Source organism: Achromobacter veterisilvae, assembly GCF_037619525.1.
GTDB lineage: Bacteria > Pseudomonadota > Gammaproteobacteria > Burkholderiales > Burkholderiaceae_B > Achromobacter > Achromobacter veterisilvae.
This window is the reverse complement of sequence record NZ_CP148753.1, coordinates 2,799,668-2,822,959: the sequence shown is the minus strand read 5'-3', so window position 1 is coordinate 2,822,959 and position 23,292 is coordinate 2,799,668. Positions and strand designations below refer to the sequence as shown.

The window sequence follows — 23,292 nt, the reverse complement described above, 5'->3', positions numbered from 1 at the left end:
GGTTCCAGCTTCGCCCGAACGCCGGGACGGCTCAGAAACCGGCGGCGGCGCCCAGCCACATCAGCCCGGGGATGATGGCGCCCCAGGCCAGCACCATCGCCACGTCGATCAGCATTGCCTTGCGGGTCATGCCTGCCGTTACGGGTTCGGCCGTGGCGTTGCCCAGGCTGCGTTCGCGCGCGGCGGGCGCCGCCGCCAGGCCCGGCGCGAGGGGTGCGGCCGGTGCGGCGGGACGGACCTCGGGCGCCGGCACGGACACCGGAGCCGGCCCCTTGCCAGCCAGCAGGCCCTCTTCGGCCGGCGCGGGCGGGAACGGCCAACGGGCGGGCGTGGAGCCCGGACGCGCGCGCTGGCGAGGCGCGGCGCCGGCCGAGGACGCGTTCCAGGGCAGGGCCAGCCCCGCCAGCCTGGCGCAAGCGGCACGGGCGCGGTGCGCCCCGCGGCGCAGCGGGTTCAGCGAGACGGCAAGCTCATCCGACAGGACGGAAATATCAGCGGTGTTCATAGGAACTCCTAGTAAAGACGAACCGGCGCCAAGACACGGCGCCCTGGCCACCCTCCGCGGCGTCAGCCGGCGGTCAATCGAACAACGACAACTGGCCCGCGGCCGCGGCGTGCAACTGGCGCATTCCGCGCCCTCGCGCGCCGCCGGCAACGGGCCGTGCGGCAGGAAAAGGGACCCCTGAAGACGCTTGCGCGCCAACCGGGGATAGGAAATCGGAAGCCGCTCCCGCCGTGCCGGGGGCGCCGGCCGGACGCAGGAAACGGTCGCAGTCCAGGGCCAGGCGGTGCCGGTTCAGCCCGAGCTTGCGCGTGGCCACGGCGAAACGCTGGCGCAGCAGGTCGGCCCAGACGCCGGTTCCGCGCATGCGCGTACCGAAGTTGGGATCGTTGCGCCGCCCGTTGCGCAGGTCTTCGACCCGATGCAGCACGCGCTGGGCCCGGTCGGGAAAATGGACGTTCAGCCAGTCCTCGAACAGGGTCTTGACCTCCCAGGGCAGGCGCAGGACGGTGTAGCTGGCGTAATGCGCGCCCGCCGCCTTGGACTCCTGGAGGATGTGTTCCATGGATTCGTCGTTGATGAACGGAATGACGGGCGCCACCAGCACGCCCACCGGCACGCCCGCGTCCGTCAGGCTGCGCACGGCTTCCAGGCGGCGCCAGGGCGCGGCGGCGCGGGGCTCCAGCGTGCGGGCCATGCCGGCGTCCAGCGTGGTGATGCTCATGTAAACCACTACCAGCTTCTGCTCGGCCAGCGCCGCGAGGAGATCCAGGTCGCGGGCGACCAGCCCGTTCTTCGTCACGATGGTGAGCGGATGCCGGGTTTCCAGCATGAGTTCCAGCAGGCCGCGCGTCAGGCGCCATTCGCGTTCGATGGGCTGGTACGGGTCCGTGGCCGAGCCGATGTTGATGGGCGACGGCTTGTACCCGGGCCGGCCGAGTTCGGCGCGCAGGGCCTGGACGGCATTGGCCTTGGCCACCAGCCGCGTCTCGAAATCCAGCCCGGGAGAGTAGCCCAGGTAGGAATGGGTGGGCCGGGCGTAGCAGTACACGCAGCCGTGCTCGCAGCCCCGGTACGGATTGACGGCGACGTCGAAGGGAATGTCGGGCGAATCATTGCGCGACAGCATCTTGCGGGCCTCTTCCGCGGTGACCGTGGTCTTGGGCGCGGGAGGAGCATGGCGCGTGTCGGGCAGGATCGGGATGACCCTGGGCGCGGTGTCGGAAAAATTATCGGGGACGGAATCTACGAAGTCGGCGGGCAATCCGGAAGCGGACCAGCCGTCGTCGACCTGCACGCGGTCATCGCGCTGAAAGCGATGCCGAACATTAGTAACCGCACCCCGACCGCGCAAGGCGGCGGGGGCGGCAGCCGGGGACCCAGAACCGGCGGGAAAAGAATGATCGGTGCGTGCCATGAAAACTACTGTACAAAAACACAGTGGTTTTGACAAGCACCAAAAGCCTTTTCGTAAGACAACCCCACTTTACCGCAAGACGCGGACGCCGTCCGGACAAATCGGTTTCACCAGGCGATATCGCCTGGAAACCCGCGCCAGTACTAGGTTTGGCAGAAAAACAACAGCAAAATCCGGGCCGGAGATCCGTTGTTCTCCGGCCTCTTTCGGCTTAACGCAGCATGCCCGCCGCCGCGGTCTGGTGCGTGGCCTCGTCGATCAGAATGAAGGCCCCCGTCGCGGGCACGTCGGCATAGCGGTCGACCGCCAGCGAGTCGCGGGTCGTGAACGTCACGCGCCCGATATCGTTCATGCGCAGCGTGCCTTCGGTGTTCTCCACTTCCTGCAGTTCATGGATGTCCCGATGCGACAGCACCGCGCGTATCTTCGCGGACGTCAATCGCGTTCCGGATTTCAGCAGGTACTTGCGCGCCGGATTCAACGCCTGCGCATCGAGCCAGCACAGCTCGGCCTCGAACTCGCGCGCGACCCGCGCGGGCGCGGCCGCGTGCACGATCACGTCGCCGCGCGATACGTCCACGTCGCGGTCCAGCACCAGCGTTATCGAATCGCCCGCCACCGCCTCGTCCAGCGCGCGGTCGAAGGCCCGCACTTCGCGCACCACGGCCGTCACGCCGGACGGCTGCACCGCGACTTCATCGCCCGGGCGCAGCACGCCGCTGGCCACGCGCCCGGCATAACCGCGGAAGTCCTCCTTGCGATCGCCGTCGTGGCGCGCCACCCATTGCACCGGGAAGCGCAGCGGCGCGGTGCGGCCGTCGCTGGCGAGGTCCAGCGATTCCAGCAAGGCCAGCAACGGCTGCCCTTCGTACCATGGCGTCTTCGGCGACAGCGTGACGACGTTGTCGCCGTTCAGCGCGGACAGCGGCAACGCGTCGAAGTGCGCGATGCCGAGCTTGCCGGCCAGCTCGGCATAGGCGTCGCGGATGCGCTCGAACACGGCGCGGTCCCATTCCACCAGGTCCATCTTGTTGACCGCGACCACGATATGGCGGATGCCCAGCAGGCGCGCGATCGTGCTGTGCCGCTTGGTCTGCGGCAGCAGCTTGCCGTCGGCCGCCCGGGTGGCGTCGATCAGGATGACGGCCACGTCCGCGGTCGACGCGCCCGTCACCATGTTGCGCGTGTACTGCTCATGGCCCGGCGCGTCGGCGATGATGAACTTGCGCGAGGGCGTGGAAAAATAGCGGTAGGCCACGTCGATGGTGATGCCCTGCTCGCGCTCGGCCTCCAGGCCGTCGGTCAGCAGCGAGAAGTCGATGCCGTCGCCCGCCACCCGCTTGTGCTTGGCGCGCGAGATCGCGTCCAGTTGGTCGGCGAACACGCCCTTGCTGTCGTACAGCAGGCGGCCGATCAGCGTGGACTTGCCGTCGTCCACGGACCCCGCGGTGATCAGGCGCAGCACGCCCGTATCGGCGCCGGAGAGAAAAGAATCGTTCAGTGCGTTCATGTGCGTCCCTTGCCGCCGGCAGGCGCCGGCGTCTCGTGCGATCAGAAATAGCCTTCCTTCTTGCGGCGCTCCATCGAGGCCTCGGAAGTCTGGTCGTCCATGCGCGTGGCGCCGCGCTCGGTAATGTCGGTCACCGCGGTTTCGGCGATGATGGCCATCGTGTCGGCGGCGTCGGACGCCACCGGGCAGGTGCAGGAGATATCTCCCACCGTGCGGAAGCGCACCTGCAGGCGTTCCACCTGCTCGTCGTCCTGCGGCGGCGTCAGCCGGGTGACGGGCACCAGCAGGCCCTTGCGGCGCACCACGTCGCGCTCATGGCTGTAGTAGATGGAGGGCAGCGCCAGCCGCTCCCGCTGGATGTACTGCCAGACGTCCAGCTCGGTCCAGTTGGATATCGGGAAGACGCGCATGTTCTCGCCCCGGTGCACGCGGGTGTTGAACAGGCTCCACAGCTCGGGACGCTGGGCCTTGGGATCCCATTGGCCGAATTCGTCCCGGAACGAAAAGATGCGCTCTTTGGCGCGCGCCTTCTCCTCGTCGCGCCGCGCGCCGCCGATGCAGGCGTCGAAGCCGAATTCCTCGATCGCCTCCAGCAGCGTCACCGCCTGGGCGGCGTTGCGCGAATCGGTTTCGCGGCGCAGCACCACGCTGCCGCGCGCGATCGAATCCTCGACGCTGCGCACGATCAGGGTTTCGCCCAGTTCGGCCGCGCGCGCGTCGCGGAAGGCGATCACTTCTTCGAAGTTGTGCCCGGTATCGATGTGCATCAGCGGGAACGGGAAGCGGCCCGGGCGGAAGGCCTTCTCGGCCAGGCGCAGCAGCACCACGGAATCCTTGCCGCCCGAAAACAGCAGGACGGGCTTCTCGCTTTCCGCGGCGACCTCGCGCAGGATGAATATCGCTTCCGATTCCAGCCAATCGAGGTGGCTGCGTTGGATCACGGCAGACATGACTACTCCACTAAAACAGATTTCGAATTCATGGCCGGCGTCATTCGGCGCGCGCCACGACAGAGATGACCCGGTTGCCCGCATGCAGGCCGCATTCCTTGGAGTCGGAGGACTCCCACCACCAGCGCCCCGCCCTCAGGTCTTCGCCGGGCCGGATCGCGCGCGTACAGGGCTCGCATCCGATGGACGGGTAGCCCTGGTCATGCAAGGGGTTGTACGGAATGCCCAGGGCCCGGATGACGGACCAGACCTCCTCCTCGCTCCATTCGGCCAGGGGGTTGAACTTGTAGAGGCCGAAGGTCTTGTCGTCCTCTTCGAGCGGCAGTTCGCCGCGGGTCGTGGATTGCGCCCGCCGCTGGCCGGTGATCCAGGCGCCGCGCCCCGCCAGCGCGCGCTTGAGCGGCTCGACCTTGCGGATCTGGCAACAGGCCTTGCGCAGGTCCACGCTTTCGTAGAAGGCGTAGGCGCCGTGCTCGGCGACGTGGCGCTCGACCGCCTGGGCATCGGGCCGGTACACGGTCACCTCGCGCCCGTAGCGCTCGCGCACCGCTTCCAGCACGCCCAGCGTCTCGGCATGGAGGCGGCCCGTGTCCAGGGTGAACACTTCCAGGTCCGGGCCGCCGCCATACAGCGCATGCGTCAGCACCATGTCCTCCGCGGCCAGCGACGACGCCAGCGCGGCGTCGGGGTAGCGCCGCTGGATGTCGGCCAGGCGCGCGTTCAGTTCGCGCCAGCGGACCGCAAGGGCCGCGTCGAGTTCGGGGTAAAGATCGGTCGTCGTCATGCCTGCACCGCGAAAATGCGCGCCCGCCGCGGGCGCGCCAAGAGGATTTCGCCGTCGCGCAGGCCCAGCTCCCGGTACAGGGACTCGGGCACCTCGGCCTCCAGAAGCGAAGCGGAGTCCTCCCGGGCGAGTTCCAGGTAGGCGCTGGGGCCGGCCAGGTAGGCGTGCGCCAGGCGCACCGGAATGCCGTCGGCGCCCGCGCGGTAGCGTTCGATGTCGAATTCATGCGGCCGCACGTAGGCGGTGGCGCGCTGGCCCTCGGCCTGCGCCAGCTCGGGCGCCGGCAGCGACAGGCCCGCGCCGCTCCAGACGCCGCGCGTGGCCACGCCCTGCAACTGGTTCACGTCGCCCAGGAAACCGTAGACGAACGGCGTGGCCGGGCCTTCCCAGACCTCGCGCGGCGTGCCCACCTGTTCGATGCGGCCGGCGTTCATCAGCACGACGCGGTCCGACACCTCGAGCGCTTCCTCCTGGTCGTGGGTCACGAACACGCTGGCCACGTGGAGTTCGTCGTGCAGCCGCCGCAGCCAGCGCCGCAGTTCCTTGCGCACCTTGGCGTCCAGCGCGCCGAACGGCTCGTCCAGCAGCAGCACCCGGGGCTCCACAGCCAGGGCGCGCGCCAGGGCGATGCGCTGGCGCTGGCCGCCGGACAGTTGCGCCGGATAGCGGTCCGCCAGCCAGTCCAGTTGCACCAGACCCAGCAGGTCGTGCACCTTGCGCCGGATCTGGTCCTCGGACGGGCGCTGCGAACGATGCTTGACGCGCAGGCCGAAGGCCACGTTCTCGAACACGGTCATGTGCTTGAAGAGCGCGTAGTGCTGGAACACGAAGCCGACCTGGCGCTGGCGCACGTCCACCGAGGTGGCGTCTTCGCCCGCGAACAGCACGCTGCCGGAATCGGCCGACTCCAGGCCCGCGATGATGCGCAGCAGCGTCGTCTTGCCGCAGCCCGAGGGCCCCAGCAGCGCCACCAGCTCGCCCGTTTCAATATGCAGCGAAACGTCGTTGAGCGCGCGGAACTCGCCGAAACGCTTGGACAGATTGCGGACTTCGATACTCATGCTTGTCTCCGTCTGTGCCGGCCGTCTCAGGCGACGGCCGGTTTGATGGCGGCCGCCTGGCCGGGATTCTCGGCCGGCAGGTCGGCGGCTTTCAGGAAGCGCGCGTTGCGCCATTCGACGACGTTCTTGGCCACCAGCGTCACCAGCGCCAGCAGGGCCAGCAGCGAAGCCACGGCGAACGCCGCCGAATACTGGTACTCGTTGTAGAGGATCTCGACGTGCAGGGTCATGGTGTTGGTCAGCCCCCGGATCTGCCCGGACACCACCGAGACCGCGCCGAACTCGCCCATGGCCCGCGCGTTGCACAGGATGGCGCCGTACAGCAGCCCCCACTTGATATTGGGCAGCGTCACCCGCCAGAAGATCTGCCAGCCGCTGGCGCCCAGCGTCAGCGCGGCCTGTTCCTCTTCGCTGCCCTGCGCCTGCATCAGCGGAATCAGCTCGCGCGCGACGAAGGGAAACGTCACGAACAGCGACGCCAGCACGATGCCCGGCACGGCATAGACGATCTTGATGTCGTGGTCCTGGAGCCAGCCGCCGAACCAGCCTTGCGTGCCGAACAGCAGCACGAACACCAGGCCGGCCACCACCGGCGACACCGAGAACGGCAGGTCGATCAGCGTGACCAGGAATTGCTTGCCGCGGAACTGGAACTTGGTGACGGCCCAGGCCGCGGCCACCCCGAACACCAGGTTCAGCGGCAGCGCGATCGCGGCCACCAGCAGCGTCAGCCGGATGGCGGCCAGCGCGTCGGGTTCAATGATGGCGTCCAGGTATAGCTGCCAACCCTTCTTGAAGGCTTCGACGAACACCGCGGCCAGCGGCACCAGCAGGAACAGCGCCAGGAATCCCAGCGCGACGGCAAGCAGCACGCCGCGCACCCAGCGCGGCTCGGTCAGGTGGGCGGGACGGTCCGACGCGCTCATGCCAGCCTCCCGAGGTTGCGGCGCGACTGCCAGCCTTGCAGCAGGTTGATGATGAGGAGCAGCACGAACGACAGCAGCAGCATCACCGTGGCGATGGCGGCGGCGCCGGCGTAATCGAATTCCTCGAGCTTGGCGATGATCAGGAGCGGCGTGATCTCGGACACCATGGGCATGTTGCCGGCGATGAACACCACCGACCCGTATTCGCCCACCGCGCGCGCGAAGGCCAGCGCGAAGCCCGTCATCAGGGCCGGCAGGATGATGGGCAGCAGCACCCGGCGGATGGTCTGCCAGCGGTTGGCGCCGAGGCTGGCGGCCGCTTCCTCGATCTCCCGCTCCACGTCTTCCAGCACGGGCTGCACCGTGCGCACCACGAAGGGCACGCCGATGAAGATCAGGGCGATCACGATGCCCAGCGGGGTAAACGCCACTTTCCAGCCGAACCACTCGGCCAGCGGGCCGCCCAGCCACCCCTTTTCCGAGTACAGCGCGGTCAAGGCGATGCCCGCCACCGCCGTGGGCAGCGCGAAGGGCAGGTCGACCAGCGCGTCCAGGATCTTCTTGCCCGGGAAGCGGTAGCGCACCAGCACCCAGGCGACGATGGTGCCGAACACCAGGTTCACCAGCGCCGCCAGCAGCGAGGCGCCGAAGGTGAGCTTGTACGAGGCCACGACCCGCGGCGCGGACACCGCGTCCCAGAAGCCCTGCCAGCCCAGCCCCGCGCTCTTGATGGGCAGGGCGGCCAGCGGGATGAGCACGAGCACGCTCAGGTACAGCACCGCGTAGCCCATCGAGATGCCGAACCCGGGCAGCACGCCCGGGCTGTTGCGGCGAAAGGCAAAAGGCGCTTGCGCGCCGATTGCCGCGGAGTTCGAGGCTGAAGTCATGGCCATCGTCCGATCGTTGTGCGGTTACTTCTTCTGCGGCAGATAGATCTGGTCGAACGTGCCGCCGTCGCTGAAGTGGTCCTTCTGGGCCTTGCGCCAGCCGCCGAAGATCTTGTCGTCGATGGTCACGAGCTTCACCTTCGGGAACTTGCTTTCGTACTTGGCGGCCACGGCCTTGTCGATGGGACGGTAGTAGTTCTTGGCGATGATCTCCTGGGCCGCGGGTGTGTAGAGGAATTCCAGGTAGGCCTGCGCGGCGGCGCGGGTGCCCTTCTTGTCCACGACCTTGTCGACCACCGCGACGGGCGGTTCGGCCAGGATGGACAGCGACGGCACCACGATGTCGAACTTGTCCGGACCCAGTTCCTCGAGCGCCAGGAAGGCTTCGTTTTCCCAGGCCAGTAGCACGTCGCCCACGCCGCGTTCCACGAAGGTGGTGGTGGAGCCGCGCGCGCCGGTGTCCAGCACCGGAACGTGGCGGAGCAGGTCGCCCACGAAGGCGCGGGCCTTGTCCTCGCTGCCGCCGTTCTTCTCCAGCGCATAGGCCCAGGCGGCCAGGTAGTTCCAGCGCGCGCCGCCCGAAGTCTTCGGGTTCGGCGTAATGACCTGCACGCCGTCCTTGACCAGGTCGTCCCAGTCCTTGATCTGCTTGGGGTTGCCCTTGCGCACCAGGAACACGATGGTGGAGGTGTAGGGCGAGCTGTTCTGCGGCAGGCGCGCCTGCCAATCCGCCGGCAGCAGGCCGCGGTCGGCGATGGCGTCGATGTCGTACGCCAGGGCCAGGGTCACCACGTCGGCCTCCAGGCCGTCGATGACGGAGCGCGCCTGGCGGCCCGAACCGCCGTGCGACTGGCGGATCGTCAGGTCGACGTTCGCCTTTTCCTTGTATTGCTTGACGAACGCATCGTCGATGGCGCGATACAGCTCGCGGGTCGGGTCATACGAAACATTCAGCAGCGTCTGCTTCTGCTGGGCCTGCGCGGGCGCGATCGCCGCGAACGACATCGTCACTGCGGCCAAGGCGGCCAGCCAACCGGCTTTCCTGATAGACATCCCTGCTCCCTGTGTTTGGTAATGTGGAAGCAAGTTTGCGGGCTGCCCGATCTGAACGGAACGAATCATTTTTTGATTGCTCATCGCTCTCAGGCATATAGGACCCATGTCCCAACAATGGGAAACCCGCCGCCCCGCAAAGAGGGGGTTCCGTCCCGGAATGGCCCAAAAAGAAACCGCCGCTCCCCCGAAGGGGGGCGGCGGTTCCGCTTGCGCGGGGGCTGGCCCCGCGATTTCCGAATTTACTTATTCGGCTGAGGCGTAACGCGCAGGTACGGACGCACGGCCTTGTAGCCCTTCGGGAACTTCTGCTTGATCACGGCTTCGTCCTGCAGGGACGGAACGATGATCACGTCGTCGCCGTCCTCCCAGTTCACCGGCGTGGCCACGCTGTGGCTGTCGGTGAGCTGCAGCGAGTCGATGACGCGCAGGATCTCGTTGAAATTGCGGCCGGTGCTGGCCGGGTAAGTGATGGTCAGGCGCACCTTCTTGTTGGGATCGATGACGAACACCGAACGCACGGTCAGCGTCGCGTTGGCGTTCGGGTGGATCATGTCGTACAGCTCGGAAACCTTGCGGTCCTTGTCGGACAGAATCGGGAAATTGACCGTGGTGGACTGCGTGTCGTTGATGTCGTCGATCCAGCGGGTGTGCGAATCGGTATCGTCCACCGACAGGGCCAGCACCTTCACGTTGCGCTTGGCGAATTCATCGGCCAGCTTGGCGGTGTAGCCCAGTTCGGTGGTGCAGACGGGCGTGAAATCGGCCGGATGCGAAAACAGGACACCCCAGCTATTGCCCAGATACTCATGGAAGCGGATCGGTCCAGCCGAGGATTCCTGTTCGAAATCGGGGGCGGTGTCGCCCAGGCGTAGTTGACTCATGATGTCTCCTGTATGCGGATGCGGATGGGGGGAGGCCCGCGCCGCCCGCCCCCGGGGCGGGCAGCGCGGGGCAATCGTTTCATGGCGGAGATTACCGCCTGGAAATCGATTCTTCCATCAAACCTTTAGCGGGGGAAATACGCAAGACATATAACCTTATGCAATATTCAAGCCTGCGCCGCAGGCGTCCGCCACCACCCCGGCCCGCACGGCGGCCGACAGGGCCAGCGACCGCGGCAGGATGTGCGCGGCGTAGAACAGGCCGATGGCCATTTTCGATGCATGGAACGGATCGGTGGACCCGGCCGCCAGATGGCGCCGGCAGGCCAGCACGGCGCGCGCCATCTGCCAGCCGCCATGCACCACGCCGGCCAGCATCAGGTAGGGAACGCTGCTGGAATAGGCCGCCCGGACGTTGGACGCGGATTGCTCCAGGATGAAGGCCACCCCTGCCTCGTACGCCTGGATGGCGCCATCCAGGTTGTCGCGCAGCAGGCGCAGGCCGTCGCGCTCGTCCGCCGCCGCGCGCGTCGCCTCGGATTCGACCGCGCGCAGCGTTTCGCGCATCGCCGCGATGGCCGCATGCGCGGTGGCGCCGCCGTCGCGCTGCGTCTTGCGGCCGACCAGGTCGTTGGCCTGGATGGCGGTCGTGCCCTCGTAGATGGGCAGGATGCGCGCGTCGCGGTAGTACTGCGCCGCGCCGGTCTCCTCGATGAATCCCATGCCGCCATGCACCTGGATGCCCAGCGACGCGACCTCGACCGCGTTCTCGGTCGAAAAGCCCTTGACGATGGGCACCAGGTATTCGTAGAAGGCCCGATTGCGCGAGCGCTGTTCCGGGTCCGGGTGGTGCGTGCCCTTGTCGTGGGCGGCGGCGGCCACATAGGAGATGGCGCGGGCCGCCTCGGTCAGCGCCTTCATCGTCATCAGCATGCGCTGCACGTCCGGATGGCGCACGATGGCCACGGGGCCGGGGGAGCCTTCCACGGCCCGGCCCTGGACGCGCTCGCGCGCATAGGCCAGGGCGTGCTGGTAGGCGCGCTCCGAGACGCCTATCCCCTGCTGCCCCACCGAATAGCGGGCGGCGTTCATCATGATGAACATGTATTCCAGGCCGCGGTTCGGTTCGCCGACCAGGTAGCCGATGGCGCCCTCGCCCACCTCGCCCTTGCCCGAGCCGTAGAGCAGCACCGCGGTGGGGCTGCCGTGGATGCCCAGCTTGTGCTCCAGGGAAGCGCACCAGACGTCGTTGCGCTTGCCCAGGCTGCCGTCGGCCTGCACCAGGAACTTGGGCACGATGAAGAGCGAAATGCCCTTCACGCCGGCGGGCGCGTCCGGCGTCCGCGCCAGCACCAGGTGGATGATGTTCTCGGCGAGGTCGTGTTCGCCATAGGTGATGAAGATCTTCTGGCCGCTCAGCCGGTAGCTGCCGTCGTCCTGCTTCACCGCCCGGGTCGCCACCTGGGCCAGGTCCGAGCCGGCTTGCGGCTCGGTCAGGTTCATGGTGCCCGTCCACTTGCCGCCGATCAGGTTCGGCACGTATTGCTTGCGCTGCGCGTCCGAGCCGACGGTCAGGATGGCTTCGATCACGCCGTCCGTCAGCATCGGGCACAGCGAGAAGGCCAGGCTCGCCGCCTGGATGTTCTCGCCCGGCGCCGCCGCCACCAGCTTGGGCAACCCCTGCCCGCCCCAGGCCGCGGGGTGCTGCAAGCCCTGCCAGCCGCCCGCGGCGTAATCCCTGAAACCCGCCGCATAGCCCGGCGTGGTAGTGACGCTGCCGTCCTTCCAGACCGGCGGCTGCGTGTCGCCCGGCACGTTCAGCGGCGCGACGGCCTGCTCGACGAAGCGGCCGTTTTCTTCCAGGATGGCGTCCACCAGGTCGGGCGTCACCTCTTCGAAACCGGGCAGCTTCAGGACCTCGTCCAGTCCGGCCAGTTCCCGCAAGGCGAAGCGGAAGTCCTGCAATGGGGTTGCATACGGCATGGTGTCTCCATCAATTGGCTGTATCTAGGCTTTCTCTGGCCAATCTTAAACCCTTGCCCCCCTCTTTGCGGGCGAAGGCGCCGAACGCGTCCAGGGAGGCGGACGGCGTGACTTCCTCGTAGCCGGCCGCCATGCCCTGCTGCACGTCGGCAAGCGCCAGCACGTCGTTGCTGGCCTTGAACAGCGCGTCCAGCACCTCCTGCGGCGTGCCCTTAGGCGCAAAGACTCCCCACCAGTTGGAGACGTCGTAGCCGGGCACGGTCTGCCCGATGGTCGGATAGGGCAGCAGCCGCGAGGGCTGGCCGGACGTTACCGCAAGCGCCACCACCTTGCCCGTATCGATCGCCGCCTTGGCCGAGGGCGCCGTGGCGAACGAGATATCGGTGTCGCCCGCCGCCACGGATTGCGCCGCCGCGGCGCCCCCCTTGAACGGGATGTGCATCAGCTTCACGCCGGCAAGCGTCATGAATTCGACCGCGGCCAGATGGGTGATGACGCCGTTGCCGGACGACGCCACATTGATCGCTCCCGGCTTGCGCTTTGCGCGGTCGATCAGATCCTGCACGCTTTTCAGACCCAGCTTCGCGTTCGCGATCAGGACCATGGGACCGGTGGTGAGCTGCGCCACGGGCACGAAGTCATCCGGCGTGTAATCCACCTTGTACAGGGCGCTGTCGCTGCCCATGACGCTGGAATTGCCCAGGTACAGCGTATAGCCGTCGGCGGCGGCGCGCGCGGCCAGGCTGGCGCCGATCGTCGAACCGGCGCCGGGCCGGTTTTCGACGACGACCGGCTGCCTGAGCTGCCTGGCCAGCGCGTTCGCATAGACGCGGCCCACCTGGTCCGCCCCGCCTCCCGGCGGAAATCCGATCACCAGAGTGAGGGGCTTGGAGGGATACGGGGCGGCGGCATGCGCGCCGTCCGGCATCGCGGAAAACGAGGCAACGGCGGCAAACAGGGCGCCGCAGGCGGCAATAGCGGGTTTCATCGAGGTCTCCTTGGATGGATTCGGAGCCGCTTGTGGCGCGGCCCTCCGTTGATGCGCCGGCCGCGTCAGCGGCCGGTGAAATTCGGCGCGCGCTTCTCCTTCCAGGCCCTCGCGCCTTCGGCCAGGTCCTGGGACCGCTCCGAACGCAATACCGCCTGTTCGATGCCGGCCGGATCGGATTCACCCCGCGCAATGCGGTTCAACTGCGCCTTCACGCCGAATAGAGGAATGGGCGCCATCGCCGCGATCTGCGCGCTCAGCGCGTCCAGCCGGTCCTGCAGGCGATCCTCCGGCACCAGTTCGGTCAGGAATCCGATGCGCAGCATCTCGTCGGCCTGGATCCGTTCCGCGGTCAGGAACAGGCGCTTGGCCTGGTCCAGGCCCAGCCGGGTCACGTAACGGGACATGCCGCCCGCGTAGAAATGCAAGCCGAGCCGCGTGGCCGGCATGAACATGTCGGCCCGCGGCGTGCCGATGCGGAAATCGCAGGCCAGGCACAGATCGGTGCCCCCGCCATAGGCGCCCCCCTGGACCGCCGCGATCGTCACCGGCCTCGCCGCCTCGATCAGGTCCATGGTCTGGCCGAAATAGAGCGAGCTTGGCGCGCTGTCCGAGGCCAGGGACGAAATGTCGTAGCCGCTGCAGAAATACTTGCCCTCGGACAGGATGCGCAGCACCCGCACGGCGTCATTGGCATTCACCGCGTCCAGATGCTCTCTGAGAACATCCAGGTCTTGCGGGCCGAGCCGGTTGGCATGGCCGGGCCTGCGCAGGCGGAGGGTCGCGATACTGCCGTCCACGGACAGGCTGGGCGTACCGGAGGCGGCGGTCATGCGGCGGCCTCCGCCTGGTGCGCCACGCCGTCGGCCAGCAGGCGGTCGATCTCGGCGTCCGCCATGCCGTAGCGCGCGAAGACTTCGCGCGTATGCTGGCCGAACACGGGCGGAGCGCGGTGGCTTGCCGCCTCCGCGCCGCTCAGGCCCAGCGGCAGGCCCACCTGCCGCAACTCTCCCAGCACTGGATGCGTCAACGACCGCACCAGTCCGCAAGCCTGCACCTGCGGATCGGCGAACACGTCTTCCAGGGTATTGATCGGCCCCGCGGGAATGCCGCCTTCGATCATCAGCGCGGTCCATTCCATGCGCGTCCTGCGCTTGAGCCCCGCCTCCAGCTCCCCTTTCAATTCATAGCGATGCTGCATGCGCTCGGCATTCGTGAGGAAGCGCGGGTCGGACACCAGGTGCGAAAGCCCGAGGATGCCGCAAAGCCTGACCCACATCGCCTGGGTGGCCGGCGCCAGATTGAGCGGCCCATCGGCGGTCTCGAACGTGCCGTAGGGCGCAATCACGGGATGCACGTTGCCGCAAGGCTGCGGCACCTCTTCCTTGCTGAGATAGCGCTGGCCCTGCACGCTGAGCAGCGCCATGAGCCCGGCCAGCAGCGACGTTTCCACGTGCTGCCCGCGTCCGGTGGACGCGCGCTGCGCGACGGCGGACAAGATGCCGATGGCCAGCCACATTCCCGCGGTCAGGTCGCCGATGGCGACGCCCACCCGCATCGGCCCCGACTCCGGCGTGCCCGTCAGGCTCATGAAGCCGGAGTACCCTTGCGCCACCTGGTCGAACCCGGCCCAGTCGCGGGCCGGCCCCTTGCTGCCGAAGCCCGAAATCGACGCCAGGATCAGGCCCGGATGCTCCTGGGCCAGCGAGGCGTACCCCAGGCCCATCGCGTCCATCGTGCCCACCTTGAAGTTCTCGACCACGATGTCCGATGCCAGGGCCATCCGGCGCAGCAGCGCCAGCCCTTCCGGTTTGCGGAAGTCGACGCCTATGCCTTGCTTGCTGCGGTTGGCGCTAAGATAATAAACACTTATATCATCGTCGAAAGGCCCCCATTGCCGCGCCATCTCGCCCGCCGGCATGGGTTCCACCTTAACGACCTCGGCGCCCAGATCCCCAAGAATCATTGTGCAGAAAGGCCCGGAAAGCGCCCGAGTCAGATCCAGCACCTTCAGTCCGGCCAATGGCAGGCTCATGTCCGTCACCCTCTTCTGAGTTGAGGCCCATTCTAGGCAGCGCCTCAGAAGCATAGAAAATACTATTTTCCGATCCTCCAATAAGTTTTTCTTATTCCATGAATCTGCGTCAGCTCAAGTACTTCGTCCGCGTGGTGGAAATGCAGAACATGACCCGCGCCGCGGAAAGCCTGCACGTGGCGCAACCCGCGCTCAGCCAGCAGATGTCCCTGCTGGAGGAAAACCTGGGCGTCGCGCTGCTGGTGCGCGGCGCCAAAGGCGTGCAGCCCACGGCGGAAGGCCTGCTGCTGTACCGGCATGCGCAGACCATCCTGCGCCAGGTCGACAGCACCCGCAGCCTGCTGTCGAAGACGGCGGACCAGGTCACCGGCACGGTGTCGATCGGGCTGGCCTCCAGCACCGCCCGCATGCTGGCTTTGCCGCTGATGCGCCGCGTCAAGGCGGAGCTGCCCTCGGTGGTGCTGGAAATCGTCGATGTGCCCAGCGCGGACCTGACCAAGCTGGTCCTGCAAGGGCGCATCGATTTTTCCCTGTCTCCGGACCAGCAGCCCATGCAGGGCCTGCTGCGCACGCCGCTGCTGCGGGAAAGCCTGTTCCTGCTGGCCCACGCCAGCGTCGCGCTGCCGCGCCGCACCCTGGCCATCGCGGACTTCGCCGCGCTGCCGCTGGTCCTGCCCAGCCTGCCCAACACGCTGCGCGCGCGCCTGGACCACGCTTTCCTGACCGCCGGCCTGACCTGCAATCTGTTCGCCGAAGCCAGCACCTCGGCCATCCTGATCCCCGCCGTGCGCAGCGCGATGGCCGCCACCATCCTGCCCAGCTCGGCCGCTCAGCCCGAAATCGCGGAAGGATCCATCGTCGCGCACGCGCTCGACGCCGCGCTTTCGCGCGAACTGGTGCTGTGCGCCAGCGAGAGCCTGCCTCCCTCGCCGGCGGTAAGCCAGGTCATCGCGATGTGCACGGACGAAATAAAACGCCTGATCAACGACCAGGCGTGGCAGGGGTGCACGCTGCTCTAGCTCAAGTGATGCGCCAACGACACGATGATCGGCCCCAGGACCGGCAGCAGCACGTTGGCGATGGCATACGTCACGGTGTAGCCGAGCAGCGGCACCGAGCTGCCGCTGGCGCCCAGGATAGCGCTGATGGCGGGCGTGCTGACGTGCTGGCCCGCGATCGCCCCCACCAGCAAGGGGCCTTCTATCTTCAGGATCTTGTGGCCCAGCCAGAGCGACAGGCAGGCCGGCCCCAGCGACACCAGCAGGCCGATCACCGGCAGCACCGCGCCGTGCTCGCGGATCAGCGACACGGCCTCCGGCCCCGCCGACAAGCCGACGCAAGCCACGAAAATCGCCAGCCCCAGGTCCTTCAGCAACTGCACCGCATGGTCGGGGATGTGGCCCAGCGCGGGCCGCTTGGCGTTGATCCAGCCGCAGACCAGGCCGCTGACGAGCGCCCCGCCCCCGCTGCCCAGCGATACCGGAATGCCCCAGAGCCGCGCGCTCAGGCTGCCTATCAAGAGGCCGGCCAGGATGCCGAAGGCCAGGAACACCAGGTCGGTCACGCCGCTGCGCCGCAGCTCGTTGCCCAGGGCCGCGCCGGCTTCCGACAGTTCGGGCTCGGCGCCCACCAGCGTGACCAGGTCGCCGTACTGCACGACGGTGGATGGCGTGATCGGCAATGAATGGCCCGACCGCACGAGGGACTGCAGGAAGACGCCTCGCGCTCGCTGGGCGCGCGGCCGCCTGGCCAGTTCGCCGACCGTATGGCCGTTGACGGCCTTCCGGTTGACGATGACGGCCAACTCGCTCAGTTGCAGGTCGTCGGCATGCGCCTCGGGCAACTGGATCTCGGGCCCGATCAGGGAACCCGCGCGCAACACGAAGCGCCGCATTCCCAGCAGCACCACGATATCGCCCACGGCCAGTACGTCGTCGGGCGAGGCGTCCACCGCCTCGCCGTTGCGCAGGATGCGGCTGATGACGGTGCGCCCGCCGAGCCGCGACTCCACCTCGGCCACGCGCAAGGCGCCGGCATCCTTGACGACGTGCGCGCGTCCGACGAGCCGCGGCAGCGTGGGCATGTTGGCCTCTTCGCTCTCGCCCGCCGTCACGCCCAGCTTTTCCTCCAGCGCCTTGGACGCCTCGCGCAGGTTGATGCGCAGCAGCGCCGGCGCGACCTGGCTGGTGAAGAACACGATGCTGATCAGGCCCACCAGGTAGGTCAGCGTATAGGCCGTGGCGATGTTGGCTTCCATGCGCTGGACGTCGGCATCCGCCAGTCCCAGGTGCTTGAGCGCCTCGGCCGCCGTGCCTACCACCGCCGATTCGGTGGCCGCGCCCGCCGCCAGCCCGGCGGCGGTGCCCGCGTCCAGGCCGAACAGCGGCACCGCGGCCAGCACGATCGTCAGCACCAGCAAGGCTTCGATGACGGGCAGCACGATGTACCGCAGGCTGGAGCGGTTCAGGTTGGCGAAGAACTGCGGGCCGCCCGAATACCCCATCGCGAAAATGAACAGGGCGAACGCGACTTCCTTCAGGTCGCCGCGGATCTGGCACCCCGTCTGGCCGATCAGCAGGGCGACGATGAGCGTCCCGCACACGCCGCCCAACTGGATCGGCCCGGCTTTGAGCTTGCCGATCAGGTATCCCAACCCCACCGTCACGAACAGCACTGCGATGGGTACGCTATTGAAAAACCCGACCGAGCAAGTCATGTCGTCATGTCGCCCTTGAGGTTGCCGTCTACTTGCGCGCCGCGGCCTTCCTGGCGGGCTTGGCGGACTTGGCCGCCGTGTCCGCCTTCTCGACCGCCTGCTTCACCGCCTTCCGGGCCGCGCTGGCGCTGGTTTTCCTGCCTCCCGCAGCCCGCTTGGCTGCCGAGGCCTTGACCTTCTGGCCCTTGCCCGCGGTCGGGCCCGAACGCACCAGTTCGGAGTGCTTCCAGGCCTCGACGTACTCGGTGGCGGCCTCGACCATGTACTTGCCGATCTTGGCGTAGTCGCCGTCGTCCAGGTTGGCCAGCGAAATCCGGATCGACCACGGCGGCCCGCCGAAGCCGCCGCCGTCCATCAGCACCACGCCGGATTTTTCCGCCAGGCGGAACAGGAAATCCACCGGTTCGTAGTTGGACGTCATGTACTTGCAAAAGCCGTCCCCGTACATGATCTTGGCCCAGACCATGAAGTCCAGTTCGACGTAGTACCAGCCGCGCATCGGGTCTTCCGGCGGCAGCGGAATGCCCAGGCCGCGCCACAGGGCGTCGCGCCGGCCGCGCACGATCTTCATCGTCAGGTGCTTGTAGGCGTCCTTCAGGTCCAGCAAGTGCGACAAGGCGAAAAAGCCCATCTGCACCTGCTGCGGCAGGGACAGGCCCGCCGTGTGGTTCAGCGCCACGTTCCGGCTGTCGGCGACCATCCGGTCGATGAACTTGAGCTTCTCGGGCTCCATCGTCATGGCGCCATAGCGCTTGTTCAGGCGCCTCTTCCACGACGCCGGCAGCTCGGCGATGCGGCGGTCCATCGTGTTGGTCTCGTGGGTCGCGATCACCCCGAGGCGCCAGCCCGTGCAGCCGAAATTCTTCGAGAACGAATACACGCAAATCGTGTTGTGCGGCACCTCGGCCATCAGCGAACGGAAATTCGGCACGAAGGTGCCGTATACGTCGTCCGTCACCAGCACCAGGTCCGGATTCTTGCGGATCAGGCGCACGATCTGCTTCATCTCCACCGGATTGAACGCCACGGACGGCGGATTGCTGGGATTCACCGTGACCGCCAGCTTGATCCTGGGGTTCTCCAGCTTGGCGATTTCGGACGCGGGATAGTGCCAATCGTGCGTGCCGTCGGCTCGCAGGCTGTCGGCGTTGATGGCCACGATCTTGAACTGGAAGCGCTCCAGGTGCGCGATCTCGATGTAGGGCGTGAAGGTCGGCAGGAACAGGGCGATGGTGTCGCCCTGCTTCAGCAAGCCGTTCTGCATCAGCGAATCGAAGATGTAGCACATGGCCGCGGTGCCGCCCTCGACCGGGAACAGGTCGAACTTGCCCTTGGGCGGGCGGCCGTCGCACATTTCCTTGATCAGGTAGTCGTGCAGGATCTGTTCGATATGGACCAGCGCGCGCGGCGGCACGGGATAGTTGTCGCCGATGATGCTGTCGGTCAGTTCGTGGATCCAGGCGTCGGGATCGAATCCCTTGATCTTCACGCCGTATTCCAGCACGCCCAGGAGAAAGTCGTAGCCGTCGTCGCCCTTGTGCTTGGACAGGAATTTTCGCAGGCGGTCGGCGCAGCCCTTCTTGGGCGGCATCCCCGCCAGGATGACTTCGTCGCGCACCCGGCGCGCCTCTTTCATCGCGAACTGGCCCAGCAGGAAAAACGCGTCGCGGGGCTCGGTGGCGATCCAGTTCGGATTGCCACGGCCGGCGTTCAGCATGGTCAGCGCGGCGGTCTGCTGGTTGTCCTTGGCCAGCGTGATCAGGTAGTCCTTCAGTTCGAAGGGGGACAACTGCTCGAGGTCGCGCTGGCGCGAGCGGGTCGTTTTCAGGGCCGAGGCCAGGCTGATGGTGAGGGGCGCGGTGGAAGCCATTGTTCAGTACTCCTGGTTTGCGTTGTGACAGGCGCTTGCCGGGGCGCGAGCGGGTGCGCCCGCCGCCCTTCTTGTGCTGCCCGCGGGCCGCCGGCCCGCGGATGTCCCGCTAGGTCATGAGCAAAACGATGACGATCCCCCAGATGATGAGCAGGGTGTTGCCGATCGCGTAAGGCACTGTGTAGCCCAGGGCGGGCACCTGGCTCTTGGCCGTTTCGGTGATCTGCCCGATGGCGGCCGTGGTGGTCCGGGCGCCTGCGCAGACGCCCAGCGCAATGGCGGGGTGGAACTTGAAAACGTAGCGGGCGATGTACACGCCCAGGATCATGGGCACGCTGGTGGCGATGATGCCCGCGACGAAGAGCTTCGCTCCCAATTGCTGGAAGCCCTGCACGAAGCCCGGCCCGGACGAGATGCCGACCACCGCCACGAAGGCGGTCAGCCCGACGGACGTCAGGAACCAGTGCACCGGCTCCGGCACGCGCCCGAAGGTGGGATGCACGGAACGCAGGTAGCCGAAGATCAGGCCGGAGATCAGCGAACCGCCGGAGGTCGACAGCGTGATGGGGATCCCGCCCACGGTCAGCACCAGGGAGCCGAACAGGCCGCCCAGCAGGATGCCGAAGCCCACGAACACCATGTCGGTCTGGTCGGTGGCGCGGTCCACGTAGCCGACCTTGCCGACCACCCGCTCCACGTCGCGCTTGGCGCCCAGCACGAACAGCCGGTCGCCGCGGTCCAGTTTCAGGCCCCAGTTGACCGGCATTTCGTGGCCGCCGCGCACGACCTTGCGCAGGAAGACGCCGCGGCCCAGTTCGCGCACCTTGTCGCTCTGGGCGATTTCCTGGACGGTCTTGCCGGCCAGGTTCTTGTTGGTCAGCACCACCTCGACGATCTCGGCGGGCAGGTTGATCACGTCCCGGTCCTCGACCTCGCTGCCGATGAGGCCCGGCGCCTGAAGGACCAGGGCGTCATGCCTGCCGGTCACCCCGAGCACGTCGCCGGCCTGCAGCACGGTCTTGGAATCGCTGTCCACGATCTGGTCGCCGCGGCGGATGCGCTCCACGAAGACCCGGGCCTCGACGAAGCGGGATTCCAGCTCTCCCACCGTCTTGCCCACGAACTCGGGGCGATCCAGCTTGTAGGCGCGGGCCGTGAACTTGCGGTAGCCCGAGAGTTCCATGGAGTCGGCGCCGCCGGACATCTTGGCTTCGTACTCCTGGCACTCTTTCACGATGTCCACGCGCATCAGCTTCGGACCCAGCGAAGCCAGGATCCAGGCGCTGCCCACGGTGCCGAAGATGTAGCAGACCGCGTAGGCCACCGGGATGCTGTCGATCCATTGCTTCTTGGTCGCCGCGTCGACGTTCAAGCCGTTGATCGTGTCCGTCGCCACCCCCATCACCGCGGAAATGGTCTGCGCGCCGGACAGCAGCCCCGCCCCGGTGCCGGCGTCAAAGCCGAAGGCGACCGCCGTGCCCCATGTGACCAGCAGGCAGATTACGCAAATGATGACCGCGAAGATGACCTGGGGAAGGCCGTCGCTTTTCATGCCGCGGAAGAATTGAGGCCCGACGCCGTAGCCGAGGCCAAAAAGAAAAAGCAGGAAGAAGACCTGCTTGACGATGGGGGCGATCGTGATGCCCAGTTGCCCTACCAGCACGCCCACCAGCAAGGTGCCGGTGACCGCGCCCAGATTGAACCCGAATATTTTCTTGGCGCCTATCCAATATCCCAAGCCCAAGGTTAGGAATATCGCGAGTTCCGGATATTTTCGCAGAGTGTCAAAGAACCATTCCATCCCGAATCTCCTTCGTTCTGTCCAGGTCAAGCACTTGCGCGAATTGAGCTGCGCGCGAAACACATTATCAGAATCTTTCGATAAATCAAAAGATTTGTAGTATCGGAATCCAACGACGCCGAACGCTTGCCGCCAAAACGGAAAAGCCCGCCAGCGAGAACGCTGGCGGGCTTTGCGCAAAGCAGGCTTCGGAAAGCTTACAGAGCGTTGGCCAGTTCGGGAACGACCTGGAACAGGTCGCCCACCAGGCCGTAGTCGGCCACGCCGAAGATCGGGGCTTCCGGATCCTTGTTGATGGCGACGATGACCTTGGAATCCTTCATGCCGGCCAGATGCTGGATGGCACCCGAGATACCAACCGCCACGTACAACTGCGGCGCGACGATCTTGCCGGTCTGGCCGACCTGCCAGTCGTTGGGCGCGTAGCCGGCGTCGACCGCGGCGCGCGAGGCGCCGAGCGCGGCGCCCAGCTTGTCGGCCAGCGGATCCAGGATCTTGAAGTTCTCGGCGCTGCCCAGGCCGCGCCCGCCCGAGACCACTACGCGCGCGCCGGCCAGTTCCGGACGGTCGCTCTTGGCGACCTCGCGGCCCACGAACGTGGACAGGCCCGAATCGGCGACGGCGGCAACGTCTTCCACGGCGGCCGAACCGCCCTGCGCGGCAACCGCGTCAAAGCCGGTGGTGCGCACGGTGATGACCTTCACGGCGTCGGCCGATTGCACGGTGGCGATCGCGTTGCCCGCGTAGATCGGACGCTGGAACGTGTCGGCGGATTCCACGCCGATGATGTCGGAGATCTGGGCCACGTCGAGCTTGGCGGCCACGCGCGGCGCCACGTTCTTGCCCGAGGCGGTGGCCGGGAACAGGATGTGGCTGTAGCTCGACGCCACGGCCAGCACCTGGGCCGCGACGTTTTCCGCCAGGCCGTCGGCCAGTTGCGGGGCGTCGGCCAGCAGCACCTTGGCCACGCCCGCGGCGGCGGCGGCCTGGTCGGCCACGGCGCGCGCATTGGCGCCGGCGACCAGCACGTGCACGTCGCCTCCGATCTTGGCGGCGGCGGCGACGGCGTTCAGGGTTGCGCCCTTGAGCTGGGCGTTATCGTGTTCGGCAATAACCAGCGTCGTCATGATCAGACCACCTTCGCTTCGTTCTTGAGTTTGTCCACCAGGGCCGCGACATCGGCCACCTTGATGCCGGCCTTGCGGGCCGGCGGCTCGCTGACCTTCAGCGTCTTCAGGCGCGGCGCGGGATCCACACCCAGTTCTTCAGGCGTGACGGTGTCCAACTGCTTTTTCTTGGCCTTCATGATGTTCGGCAGCGTGACGTAGCGCGGCTCGTTCAGGCGCAGGTCGGTGGTGACGATCGCCGGCAGCTTGAGCGTCAGCGTTTCCAGCCCGCCGTCCACTTCGCGCGTCACCGTGGCTTTGCCGTCGGCCAGTTCGACCTTGCTGGCGAACGTGGCTTGCGGCCAGTCCAGCAGCGCGGCCAGCATCTGGCCGGTCTGGTTGGCGTCGTCGTCGATGGCTTGCTTGCCCAGGATCACCAGTTGCGGCTGCTCCTTGTCGACCAGCGCCTTCAGCAGCTTGGCCACGGCCAGCGGCTGCAGTTCGGCGTCGGTCTGCACCAGCACGCCGCGGTCGGCGCCGATGGCCATGGCCGTGCGCAGCGTCTCCTGGCATTGCGCAACGCCGCAAGACACCGCCACGACTTCGGCCACCGCGCCTTTTTCTTTCAGGCGAGTCGCTTCTTCGACGGCGATTTCGTCAAAGGGGTTCATGGACATCTTCACATTGGCGATATCCACGCCAGTCTGATCAGACTTGACGCGCACCTTGACGTTGTAGTCAACGACGCGCTTGACAGGTACCAACACCTTCATCCCGCTGCCTCCAAATGGAAATAATTACCCGGCATGCGCCGGGATC

The 23,292-nt window shown here is 67.0% G+C and carries 20 protein-coding genes; 1 reads left to right on the top strand and 19 read right to left on the bottom strand.

Annotated elements, in window-relative coordinates:
- Positions 1-31: 31 nt before the first annotated feature.
- The 14 genes from WHX56_RS12980 to WHX56_RS12915 form a co-directional block, all read right to left on the bottom strand.
- Positions 32-505, bottom strand: coding sequence for a hypothetical protein (locus WHX56_RS12980; RefSeq protein WP_338881399.1), 474 nt, complete (start codon positions 503-505; stop codon positions 32-34).
- A gap of 73 nt (positions 506-578) precedes the next feature.
- A complete protein-coding gene (locus tag WHX56_RS12975; RefSeq protein ID WP_338881397.1) occupies positions 579-1,919 on the bottom strand; it encodes a PA0069 family radical SAM protein in 1,341 nt (446 codons plus the stop codon).
- Between the two features lie 211 nt (positions 1,920-2,130).
- Positions 2,131-3,429, bottom strand: coding sequence for a sulfate adenylyltransferase subunit 1 (locus WHX56_RS12970; RefSeq protein WP_287751591.1), 1,299 nt, complete (start codon positions 3,427-3,429; stop codon positions 2,131-2,133).
- 41 nt (positions 3,430-3,470) lie between these two features.
- A complete protein-coding gene (gene cysD, locus WHX56_RS12965) occupies positions 3,471-4,379 on the bottom strand; it encodes a sulfate adenylyltransferase subunit CysD (protein ID WP_287751592.1) in 909 nt (302 codons plus the stop codon).
- 40 nt (positions 4,380-4,419) lie between these two features.
- Positions 4,420-5,163: a phosphoadenylyl-sulfate reductase gene (locus WHX56_RS12960; protein ID WP_338881392.1), complete on the bottom strand. Its 744-nt coding sequence runs from the start codon at positions 5,161-5,163 to the stop codon at positions 4,420-4,422.
- On the bottom strand, positions 5,160-6,224 hold the full coding sequence (locus WHX56_RS12955; protein WP_129246729.1) for a sulfate/molybdate ABC transporter ATP-binding protein: 1,065 nt from the start codon (positions 6,222-6,224) through the stop codon (positions 5,160-5,162). Before WHX56_RS12955 ends, WHX56_RS12960 begins: the two co-directional genes overlap by 4 nt.
- Before the next feature lie 26 nt (positions 6,225-6,250).
- Positions 6,251-7,150: a sulfate ABC transporter permease subunit CysW gene (gene cysW, locus WHX56_RS12950; RefSeq protein ID WP_129246731.1), complete on the bottom strand. Its 900-nt coding sequence runs from the start codon at positions 7,148-7,150 to the stop codon at positions 6,251-6,253.
- Entirely contained in the window at positions 7,147-8,037 is an 891-nt protein-coding gene (cysT, locus tag WHX56_RS12945) for a sulfate ABC transporter permease subunit CysT (RefSeq protein ID WP_165360350.1), read from the bottom strand. The genes cysW and cysT overlap by 4 nt, the downstream gene beginning before the upstream one ends.
- Positions 8,038-8,061: 24 nt before the next feature.
- A complete protein-coding gene (locus tag WHX56_RS12940; RefSeq protein WP_244235187.1) occupies positions 8,062-9,042 on the bottom strand; it encodes a sulfate ABC transporter substrate-binding protein in 981 nt (326 codons plus the stop codon).
- Between the two features lie 290 nt (positions 9,043-9,332).
- Entirely contained in the window at positions 9,333-9,974 is a 642-nt protein-coding gene (locus WHX56_RS12935; protein ID WP_129246739.1) for a peroxiredoxin, read from the bottom strand.
- 156 nt (positions 9,975-10,130) lie between these two features.
- A complete protein-coding gene (locus WHX56_RS12930) occupies positions 10,131-11,957 on the bottom strand; it encodes an acyl-CoA dehydrogenase (RefSeq protein ID WP_338881389.1) in 1,827 nt (608 codons plus the stop codon).
- A 10-nt stretch (positions 11,958-11,967) separates the two neighbouring features.
- A complete protein-coding gene (locus WHX56_RS12925) occupies positions 11,968-12,945 on the bottom strand; it encodes a tripartite tricarboxylate transporter substrate-binding protein (RefSeq protein ID WP_338881388.1) in 978 nt (325 codons plus the stop codon).
- A gap of 65 nt (positions 12,946-13,010) precedes the next feature.
- Entirely contained in the window at positions 13,011-13,778 is a 768-nt protein-coding gene (locus WHX56_RS12920; RefSeq protein ID WP_338881387.1) for an enoyl-CoA hydratase/isomerase family protein, read from the bottom strand.
- The gene (locus WHX56_RS12915) at positions 13,775-14,980 is read right to left on the bottom strand and encodes a CaiB/BaiF CoA transferase family protein (protein ID WP_129246748.1); all 1,206 of its coding nucleotides are present in this window, start codon (positions 14,978-14,980) and stop codon (positions 13,775-13,777) included. The genes WHX56_RS12920 and WHX56_RS12915 overlap by 4 nt, the downstream gene beginning before the upstream one ends.
- A gap of 98 nt (positions 14,981-15,078) precedes the next feature.
- Here WHX56_RS12915 and WHX56_RS12910 point away from each other — a divergent pair, with 98 nt between their 5' ends.
- Complete coding sequence (locus tag WHX56_RS12910) at positions 15,079-15,999, top strand: LysR substrate-binding domain-containing protein (protein WP_129246751.1); 921 nt, start codon at positions 15,079-15,081, stop codon at positions 15,997-15,999.
- On the opposite strand, the gene aspT (WHX56_RS12905) is transcribed toward WHX56_RS12910, so the two are convergent.
- From aspT (WHX56_RS12905) to WHX56_RS12885, 5 genes are all read right to left on the bottom strand, one after another.
- Complete coding sequence (gene aspT / locus WHX56_RS12905; RefSeq protein WP_338881386.1) at positions 15,996-17,696, bottom strand: aspartate-alanine antiporter; 1,701 nt, start codon at positions 17,694-17,696, stop codon at positions 15,996-15,998. The two genes, WHX56_RS12910 and aspT (WHX56_RS12905), sit on opposite strands and share 4 nt — an antisense overlap.
- A gap of 28 nt (positions 17,697-17,724) precedes the next feature.
- A complete protein-coding gene (locus WHX56_RS12900; protein WP_287753733.1) occupies positions 17,725-19,566 on the bottom strand; it encodes a bifunctional aspartate transaminase/aspartate 4-decarboxylase in 1,842 nt (613 codons plus the stop codon).
- 109 nt (positions 19,567-19,675) lie between these two features.
- Entirely contained in the window at positions 19,676-21,367 is a 1,692-nt protein-coding gene (gene aspT, locus WHX56_RS12895) for an aspartate-alanine antiporter (RefSeq protein ID WP_129246757.1), read from the bottom strand.
- 197 nt (positions 21,368-21,564) lie between these two features.
- Positions 21,565-22,494: an electron transfer flavoprotein subunit alpha/FixB family protein gene (locus tag WHX56_RS12890; protein WP_338881384.1), complete on the bottom strand. Its 930-nt coding sequence runs from the start codon at positions 22,492-22,494 to the stop codon at positions 21,565-21,567.
- Positions 22,495-22,496: 2 nt separating this feature from the next.
- Complete coding sequence (locus tag WHX56_RS12885; RefSeq protein ID WP_042792533.1) at positions 22,497-23,246, bottom strand: electron transfer flavoprotein subunit beta/FixA family protein; 750 nt, start codon at positions 23,244-23,246, stop codon at positions 22,497-22,499.
- Positions 23,247-23,292: the final 46 nt, after the last annotated feature.

What these genes read in the sequence shown, in the direction of transcription:
- WHX56_RS12980 (WP_338881399.1), bottom strand. Translation starts at nt 505, where the DNA reads ATGAACACCGCTGATATTTCCGTCCTGTCGGATGAGCTTGCCGTCTCG.
- WHX56_RS12975 (WP_338881397.1), bottom strand. Translation starts at nt 1,919, where the DNA reads ATGGCACGCACCGATCATTCTTTTCCCGCCGGTTCTGGGTCCCCGGCT.
- WHX56_RS12970 (WP_287751591.1), bottom strand. Translation starts at nt 3,429, where the DNA reads ATGAACGCACTGAACGATTCTTTTCTCTCCGGCGCCGATACGGGCGTG.
- cysD (WP_287751592.1), bottom strand. Translation starts at nt 4,379, where the DNA reads ATGTCTGCCGTGATCCAACGCAGCCACCTCGATTGGCTGGAATCGGAA.
- WHX56_RS12960 (WP_338881392.1), bottom strand. Translation starts at nt 5,163, where the DNA reads ATGACGACGACCGATCTTTACCCCGAACTCGACGCGGCCCTTGCGGTC.
- WHX56_RS12955 (WP_129246729.1), bottom strand. Translation starts at nt 6,224, where the DNA reads ATGAGTATCGAAGTCCGCAATCTGTCCAAGCGTTTCGGCGAGTTCCGC.
- cysW (WP_129246731.1), bottom strand. Translation starts at nt 7,150, where the DNA reads ATGAGCGCGTCGGACCGTCCCGCCCACCTGACCGAGCCGCGCTGGGTG.
- cysT (WP_165360350.1), bottom strand. Translation starts at nt 8,037, where the DNA reads ATGACTTCAGCCTCGAACTCCGCGGCAATCGGCGCGCAAGCGCCTTTT.
- WHX56_RS12940 (WP_244235187.1), bottom strand. Translation starts at nt 9,042, where the DNA reads ATGTCGTTCGCGGCGATCGCGCCCGCGCAGGCCCAGCAGAAGCAGACG.
- WHX56_RS12935 (WP_129246739.1), bottom strand. Translation starts at nt 9,974, where the DNA reads ATGAGTCAACTACGCCTGGGCGACACCGCCCCCGATTTCGAACAGGAA.
- WHX56_RS12930 (WP_338881389.1), bottom strand. Translation starts at nt 11,957, where the DNA reads ATGCCGTATGCAACCCCATTGCAGGACTTCCGCTTCGCCTTGCGGGAA.
- WHX56_RS12925 (WP_338881388.1), bottom strand. Translation starts at nt 12,945, where the DNA reads ATGAAACCCGCTATTGCCGCCTGCGGCGCCCTGTTTGCCGCCGTTGCC.
- WHX56_RS12920 (WP_338881387.1), bottom strand. Translation starts at nt 13,778, where the DNA reads ATGACCGCCGCCTCCGGTACGCCCAGCCTGTCCGTGGACGGCAGTATC.
- WHX56_RS12915 (WP_129246748.1), bottom strand. Translation starts at nt 14,980, where the DNA reads ATGAGCCTGCCATTGGCCGGACTGAAGGTGCTGGATCTGACTCGGGCG.
- WHX56_RS12910 (WP_129246751.1), top strand. Translation starts at nt 15,079, where the DNA reads ATGAATCTGCGTCAGCTCAAGTACTTCGTCCGCGTGGTGGAAATGCAG.
- aspT (WP_338881386.1), bottom strand. Translation starts at nt 17,696, where the DNA reads ATGACTTGCTCGGTCGGGTTTTTCAATAGCGTACCCATCGCAGTGCTG.
- WHX56_RS12900 (WP_287753733.1), bottom strand. Translation starts at nt 19,566, where the DNA reads ATGGCTTCCACCGCGCCCCTCACCATCAGCCTGGCCTCGGCCCTGAAA.
- aspT (WP_129246757.1), bottom strand. Translation starts at nt 21,367, where the DNA reads ATGGAATGGTTCTTTGACACTCTGCGAAAATATCCGGAACTCGCGATA.
- WHX56_RS12890 (WP_338881384.1), bottom strand. Translation starts at nt 22,494, where the DNA reads ATGACGACGCTGGTTATTGCCGAACACGATAACGCCCAGCTCAAGGGC.
- WHX56_RS12885 (WP_042792533.1), bottom strand. Translation starts at nt 23,246, where the DNA reads ATGAAGGTGTTGGTACCTGTCAAGCGCGTCGTTGACTACAACGTCAAG.